A 5,187-nucleotide genomic window follows, 5' to 3' on the forward strand; every position below is an offset into this window, starting at 1 on the left:
CGGAGCTACGAGCGTATTTCGTTACCCCAGTTGTCGGATTCATCCCCGCGCTAAAGCACGGGGCTTTCTCCTTGATTCTCCGTAAAAGAATGATACCGGTACCGCGTAGGCGTCCGACGCTTTCGCGAGTGCGAGTACGCCAGTTCTCTGGTCCTGCAGGAACTCCCTGATCTCGATGGAGTCCATTGTTGTGGCGGTCTGTTCTGTCATACACTATTTTTAGTTATATAGCTACTTCAACTCGTGGGGGCGCGTACAGGTCGTATAGACCGAGTCCTGCCAGGACTCAACGAACCATCGTCAACAGCATTTTGAACGACTCCTTGCCCTCCAGAGCGTGGGGTTCGTTCGCCGGAAACACCAGCGACTCACCCCCACTCACCTCGTACTCGCTGTCGTCAATCGTCACCGTCGCCGTCCCGTCGAGGACCTGCATAATCGCGTCGTGGGGTGCAGTGTGCTCGCTGATCGTCTGCCCCTCAGCGACGGCAAAGAGCGTAACTGTCGCCGATTCCTTGTCGATCAGCGTCCGGCTCACGATCGCACCGGACTGATAGTCGAGTAGCTCAGTGATATCGAAGACGTCGCCAGTCAGGCCGTCGAGTTGGTCATCATTCATGGCTACCCCTGATCGTTTCAGCTCTGGCACAAAAACCGATTCCCCGATCATCTTCGGTGCGGCTCCTGTTCTCAGAACGAGTGAATCCCGAGCGCCTGCATGAGCGTGAGGCCGCTGGCGAGCGCGCCGAGCAGATATCCCGCGATCGCGCCGCCATTGAGCAGCGGGAGTCCGGCGTGTGCGCGCCCTTCAAGCACCATTCGCAGGAGGATCACGAGGCCGACAATAGTCCCGATCATCGCGCCGAGTGCGGGGATATTCATGGCGACGACCGGGAGATCGAATCCCGGCGCGACCTCCGTCGGGATGAAGAAGGCGGCGCTGGCGATCAGAATTGCCGGCATGACGGCGTCTCCGAGACCAATGAAGAGGGCATCACGGACACCGTCGTCGGCTTCGTCTACTGACGTCCCGGCCTCCGGCGCATCGGCGTCCACTTCGGTCTCGGAGATATCCCGGGTACCCTCACCCCCGTCGGCCGTCGCGTCGTCAGTCATCTCCTCACCAGCGCCCGCCTCCCGGAACGAGTACGAGAGTGAGGTGGGAATGACGAGCAGCACGGGAATCTTCTGGCCCATCACGCCATCAGCGAGGGTGAGCATGTGCTTCGTCTTGTAGACGCTGATGGCGTCGTACACCGCGAGTACGACGAGGAAAGCGATCGCTGGCAGGAGGCCGAAACTGATGCCGAACATGCCCGCGGCCCCCGCGCCCATCAGGACTCCGGCGGTGTCAATGACGTACCATTCGGGATGATAGATCAGCCCGGCGATCACGCCAAGGGCAGCCAGTATCGGGAGGAGTCCGAGCGGTACTCCGGCGACGGCACCACCGGGAACGACGGCGTTCAGGACATACCATGTGAGCATCCCACTGACGCCGATGACGCTCGCCCGGATCAGCCACTCGGCCTCGTACTTGATCACCGCGAGCATGACGCCAGTGGCGACGAGAAGCACTGCAAAGAAGAGCGCGCTGTTCGCCGGATCCGAGGGATCTTCGACCGCCTGATACTCTGCCTGCTGGAAGGGCTCGACGAGCGCGAGTGCGCCCAACTGGACGAGCACGAACAGGGCAACCGTCCCCACGACAGCCGCACCGAGTCGCGTTCGTTCGTTCATACCCGTTCTTGCTGATGGGGGGTAATCGGCGTTGTGTTGTTGACCAGTCCCTCGTGACCACGGCGAGGGCGCAGCGCTGAGAGAACCGAACGAATCGAAACAGAGTATCTACCAGCTGATCGTCGGCTTCCCACAGCGGATGACCGACTCGATTATCCGGTAGTACGGAACCCTCTGTTGTCTCGGGCCTTACCGCACTCTCGAAGCTTGCATCGCGCGAGAATGGTCGTGTTCATCTGAGCCATTCGTCAGCAGTTTCGGCTTCGGCGTGGCTAAGGCTCCTCTTTAATATCGGAGGGAATTCGTTCTGAAATCCGTTGCATTATTTTGATTCGCTCTTGTAAAGCACATTGTTGATGCCGAGCACTATTGCGATTCTGTGGTGTGGACTGGATCGAGAACTTGCTTGTAAGCGGGTCTGACGGCTATTTACTGAGTGAGGTTTGAAACGGGTGACTGTATCAACAATCTCCAACGGAAGAGCGAAGTATTTTAACAGAACCTCAAAGCTGTATTCGGGTAACTCTTCCTGCCTGATTGCACGTATTCTTTTCTGGAAAATATGTAGAACAAAATCTAGTAAAGCGCTATCTATAAATACAGTGATGCTGGACTCAGTAGTCCGCACAATGTCCGTGACCGCTACCCCAACGATCCAGTACGAGTGGTCGATTGACGCCGTCGACGCCAATCACGGAGCACGCTACTCCGGTGGGTCTAGCAAGGAAATGCTGACCGATCTGTTCGCACTCTGGCTCAAAGACCGAGGTGATCTATCTGACTGGGACCAAGCACCACGATTCGGGAAGATCGTCCACACATACAGCACGCTTTCCCTGCCGATCATCGCCGTCTGGCTCGGCATCACCGAACAAGCAATTCACGAAGAACCTGCATCTGGGACTCCACCATTCGAGTTCCATGGCCCTGACGGTGACTTACTAACACTTGATCGGGAACTCACTGAGTCCAAGTAAAGCACGCCGCGAGCTAAACGATTCGGGTTCAGATGTGATGTTTGAGCTACTCGTCTGCGCTTAATAGGATGCGCTATCGGTTGACCATCTACTTCGTAGTAGATGGGTTTTTATCCTACGCATCCGTACGCCAAAGTATGAGTGAAAGCGAACGTGATGAGCGCGGGCGTTTCTCCGCGAAACACAGCGACGACGAGGTCCTCGTCGCCGTACAAAAGCACGGGCCTGCAGGCACGACGGAGGTTGCCGAAGAGCTGGGAATCAAGCGCCCCAGCGCTGATTACCGACTTCGTCAACTCGAAACCGACGGCAAGGTGGAGAGTAAGATGATCGGGAACTCTCTCGCATGGAGTCTGACTCCGGAGGCTAAAGCATGAGCACTGACTCCAGCAGCAATCACGACCCGCCGACGGGCACCACGATCACGCTTACCCGTGAAACCAACTGGTGGGTCGCAAAGGATGAAGAAACCGGCGTCGCCAGTCAGGGTAAGAGCCGCCAGGAGGCACTTGAAAACCTCGATGAAGCACTTCACGGCTATCATGGAGATGGCGACCCTCCTAGCGACGAGGATCTCCGCGAGATGGGGATTGACCCCGAGAACAACACCTCCGACTCTCTCGATGACTCGGAAATTTTCGAGTAACCTCTCCTACTACCAATGTCGTACTCGCCGTTCTCAGGACGAGACGTAGTGAAGGTGATGGTCAACAGCGGAATCTACGAGTGGAAGCGCACGCGCGGCGACCATGCGATCCTCCGCTGGGAGCCGCCCGAGGACCACGACGCCGAAGCGCGTACCGTCCCAGTCCCGCTTCACGACGAGATCAGCGAGGGCACGCTCAAAGACATCGCAGATCAGGCCGGCGCGAACGACTACCAGAAATTCAAAGCCTGGATCGACCAAAACCGATAATTGACGGGGACTGGAACCCACTCGACCACTCACACCCCAGTGTGGCCTAGATCAACGTGGAATCGTGTGGCGAGATGCGTAAGGACACCATCGACGCCATTGAAGTCCTGTGCGAGAAGGATAGACCAAGTCACCACAGGGAACAGATTAGGAAGTCATAGAACGGATGGCATACCAGTATTGCTCCCCCGGGAATCGTTCCATAGAGTGAATTGATCTAACAACTTTACCAATGGAGTGTGTTATATCTAACATACGCTTATGAACGGGCCGACAAGACGTGATTTCCTCTCGGTTGTTTGCGGAACTTCTCTGGTAGTTACCTTGCCAGGGTGTCTTGATATTCTGGCTGATGAAGACCGACAACTCTTGTTCGTTCAAATGATGAATTACCGCGATGAAACTCAGCAGCTCTGTCTTCGTATCTCCCAAAATGAGACAGTTGTTTTTGAGCGAGTCTATCGAGTCCATCCGGCAGACGTAGACGAAGAGCTCCCTGGAACAGCCAGTCCGAATCACTACATGATTGACCCAGACTTGGGCGATCAACCAGGCGACTATCTCGTTGAAGCGAGATACCCACACAATGATCAATGGACAAGTCTTGAGCTTTCAGACGTTGAATCCTCACACGTGGGGCCAGTTGTACAGATGTTTGGCGGGTTTTCATTCCCTGACATCTATTATTACGAGTTCGAAGAAGATCTCCCGTCGGAAGAAGCCCCTAGCGGTGCCAGCGGATCAGGCCCATATACGCTTGAGCAAGGCAAAAGTTTCAGAGAAGACCAACTGGACGACCAGGCTGATCGAGACTATGAGGTAGAAACTGACAACGTTTGTAACTAACTCGGTCAAATAGGTGGACTGTCAATCGGTACGTACAGACGAACAATGCAACACGCCAAGCCAGAATATAATCAGTATCTTTCAAAAGAACTGTCCTGAACGTACGTGCTCCGTTTCGCCTAACACAGTTCTTTTAGTATTTTACAAACAGATGTGCCTAAGTATAACAGTACCAATCCTCACCATCCTGAATGGCTTCTACCGAAGCTTCTTGTTCACCTTCACCGCCTTCAATTGTTATCAAAACCCAAGCGTGATCGTCCGCGCCGTACTCGTCTAATCTCGATTCAGTATGTTCTTCCTGATTTTGGACGGACTCATCGGTCACATCACCTGAATCACCGGATTGTTCAGCCCAAAATTCAAGAACTTCTCTCGTTGAAACCTCATTTGCCTCAATGAGCTCGATATCTGCTTGAACAGAAGATTCTTCAACTGGATACGAAGGTGCTTCTGGATGCAAAATCTCATTTACGGCCTCTGCATCACCGTTCTGTATCGCTTCAAAATATTCTTCATAAGCATTTTCTGGGCCACTGCTAATAAATGGTACACTGCTACACCCTGCAACTGCGGCTGCACTTGCGGTGGCAACTCCGGTAATGAATTGGCGTCTATTCACCATAGAACCAAATTAAATCTTTAGCATAAAATGAGCGTGTCATAGAAACGTTCTCAATGAAGGAAGCAGGGTGTTGGAACTGTGTC

General features: G+C 54.2%; 9 protein-coding genes. 5 read left to right on the forward strand and 4 right to left on the reverse strand.

Features of this window, described 5'->3' with window-relative positions:
• Positions 1-39 precede the first annotated feature (39 nt).
• The 3 genes from AArcSt11_RS16750 to AArcSt11_RS16760 all read right to left on the reverse strand — a co-directional run bounded on the left by AArcSt11_RS16750 (position 40) and on the right by AArcSt11_RS16760 (position 1,740).
• Positions 40-210 carry a hypothetical protein gene (locus tag AArcSt11_RS16750; RefSeq protein WP_250598835.1) on the reverse strand — a complete coding sequence of 57 codons (171 nt, stop codon included), beginning with the start codon at positions 208-210 and terminating at the stop codon, positions 40-42.
• A 76-nt stretch (positions 211-286) separates the two neighbouring features.
• Positions 287-619, reverse strand: a complete 333-nt coding sequence (locus AArcSt11_RS16755; protein ID WP_250598838.1) for a cupin domain-containing protein — start codon at positions 617-619, stop codon at positions 287-289.
• Between the two features lie 71 nt (positions 620-690).
• The gene (locus AArcSt11_RS16760; RefSeq protein ID WP_250598840.1) at positions 691-1,740 is read right to left on the reverse strand and encodes a presenilin family intramembrane aspartyl protease PSH; all 1,050 of its coding nucleotides are present in this window, start codon (positions 1,738-1,740) and stop codon (positions 691-693) included.
• Between the two features lie 635 nt (positions 1,741-2,375).
• Here AArcSt11_RS16760 and AArcSt11_RS16765 point away from each other — a divergent pair.
• From AArcSt11_RS16765 to AArcSt11_RS16785, 5 genes are all read left to right on the forward strand, one after another.
• Positions 2,376-2,717: a hypothetical protein gene (locus AArcSt11_RS16765; protein ID WP_250598842.1), complete on the forward strand. Its 342-nt coding sequence runs from the start codon at positions 2,376-2,378 to the stop codon at positions 2,715-2,717.
• A 137-nt stretch (positions 2,718-2,854) separates the two neighbouring features.
• Entirely contained in the window at positions 2,855-3,094 is a 240-nt protein-coding gene (locus tag AArcSt11_RS16770) for a winged helix-turn-helix transcriptional regulator (RefSeq protein ID WP_250598844.1), read from the forward strand.
• Positions 3,091-3,363 carry a type II toxin-antitoxin system HicB family antitoxin gene (locus AArcSt11_RS16775; RefSeq protein WP_250598846.1) on the forward strand — a complete coding sequence of 91 codons (273 nt, stop codon included), beginning with the start codon at positions 3,091-3,093 and terminating at the stop codon, positions 3,361-3,363. The genes AArcSt11_RS16770 and AArcSt11_RS16775 overlap by 4 nt, the downstream gene beginning before the upstream one ends.
• A gap of 15 nt (positions 3,364-3,378) precedes the next feature.
• Positions 3,379-3,633 carry a type II toxin-antitoxin system HicA family toxin gene (locus tag AArcSt11_RS16780; RefSeq protein WP_250598848.1) on the forward strand — a complete coding sequence of 85 codons (255 nt, stop codon included), beginning with the start codon at positions 3,379-3,381 and terminating at the stop codon, positions 3,631-3,633.
• Between the two features lie 261 nt (positions 3,634-3,894).
• Positions 3,895-4,479 (forward strand): hypothetical protein, encoded by a 585-nt coding sequence (locus tag AArcSt11_RS16785; protein ID WP_250598850.1) that lies wholly within the window; start codon positions 3,895-3,897, stop codon positions 4,477-4,479.
• A gap of 157 nt (positions 4,480-4,636) precedes the next feature.
• On the opposite strand, the gene AArcSt11_RS16790 is transcribed toward AArcSt11_RS16785, so the two are convergent.
• Entirely contained in the window at positions 4,637-5,104 is a 468-nt protein-coding gene (locus tag AArcSt11_RS16790) for a TcaA second domain-containing protein (protein WP_250598851.1), read from the reverse strand.
• Positions 5,105-5,187: the final 83 nt, after the last annotated feature.

The sequence above is a fragment of the Natranaeroarchaeum aerophilus genome (assembly GCF_023638055.1).
Classification (GTDB): domain Archaea; phylum Halobacteriota; class Halobacteria; order Halobacteriales; family Natronoarchaeaceae; genus Natranaeroarchaeum; species Natranaeroarchaeum aerophilum.